At 67.6% G+C, this 1,298-nt stretch carries 1 protein-coding gene; it reads right to left on the bottom strand.

What is annotated here, in order from left to right; translation table 11 throughout:
- Positions 1–271: 271 nt before the first annotated feature.
- The coding region (locus tag EB084_25770) for a hypothetical protein (protein ID NDD31672.1) at positions 272–1,298 on the bottom strand (1,027 nt) is incomplete at its 5' end.

Raw genomic sequence — 1,298 nt, 5'->3', positions numbered from 1 at the left:
CCCCCAACCCTCAGTTCCGAAGACTGACGAAGCGTTCGACGGGGCGACAGGGCACGTGTCTCCGGAACGTTGCGAGAGTGAGAACACCTGTCGCATTCCTGACGCTGTGCCCGCCTCAGAAGATGCGAGGGTGCCTGAGGGCGTGCGATGCTCGCCGCAGGCCTGAGGTCGATTCACCTACCCGTTCTTTGAAGCGGTGGCGTGACCCGTCGAACGACAGGCTGTCGGCGAACGAACGTGGGGGGCGGCCTTCGTGTCCCCGCGGCACGCATCACTTGACGAAGCGCGCGATGGTCCTGCGCAAGAGCGCCAGGCTGGCCTGGGGGAAGGCCAGCAGGAAGCGCTCGAAGCGATGGTACTCGAGGCTCAGCAGCGTGCAGTCTGTCAGTGCGCGCACCGATGCTCGGCGATGCGAGCGCAAGAGCAGGGCGTACTCGCCCACCAGATCACCGGGCCCCAGCATCTCGACGATCCCCTCTGAGGCCCGCTTGCACACCTCGAGCTGACCGGTGCGAACGATGTAGACGTGATGCGCCTCGTCGTCCTCGTGGCAGAGCCACTCGCCCGTGGCCAGGACGACGGGCTCCATCATGGTGGCCACGTGTCGCAGCTCTTGCGCGTCGATATCGCAGAAAGGTTCCGATCGCCCGAGCAGCCGCTCGCGCTCGATGAGCTCGGCGGCGTCGATGGCGCGGGTGCGCAGGTTCAAGAAGCGCGTGGCGCGGGTCATCATGGCGCGCCATCGACGGTTCTCCTCGAAGTGCCGCGCGGGCAGCAGACCTTCATCGTCCGTGATGCGGGCAGCCTCGCGCAGTCCAGACAGGTAGGCTCCATGGGCCGCGGCCCACTGGGTGGGATGGGTCGCCTCGCCCGCAAAGTAGAGCCGATCTCCGACGGGCGCCGCGAGAGCGGCAAAGTCGGCGGGCGTGGCCCCCACGGCCACGTACCCGTAGGCCCCCCACGCAAAGGGATCGCGCGACCAGCCCGTGCGGTGGATGGCACGGGGTGAGGGAATGTCCGACCCGAACATGCGGCGCAGGGTGGCCATCGCCCGATCACGCGCGGCCTCTTCAGAGAGCGCGGCCATCTGCAGACCGGCTTCACCTCCGTAGAGCAGCACCAGAAGGGGTTGCCCCAGAACCGAGGCGCAGTTCACCACACAGGTGGGCTCGCCCGTCTCGTGGCCATCGGCCACGCCGAACACGTAGGTGTGCGCGTCCCAGAAGGGGTGGTCGAAGCGCAGGCCCACCTTCTCGAGCACGCCGAACCCCAACCGCGCGATGGCGTCGGTCTTCTCT

This window comes from Pseudomonadota bacterium (assembly GCA_010028905.1).
Taxonomy (GTDB): domain Bacteria; phylum Vulcanimicrobiota; class Xenobia; order RGZZ01; family RGZZ01; genus RGZZ01.
This window is presented reverse-complemented; position numbering and strand designations above follow the sequence as displayed.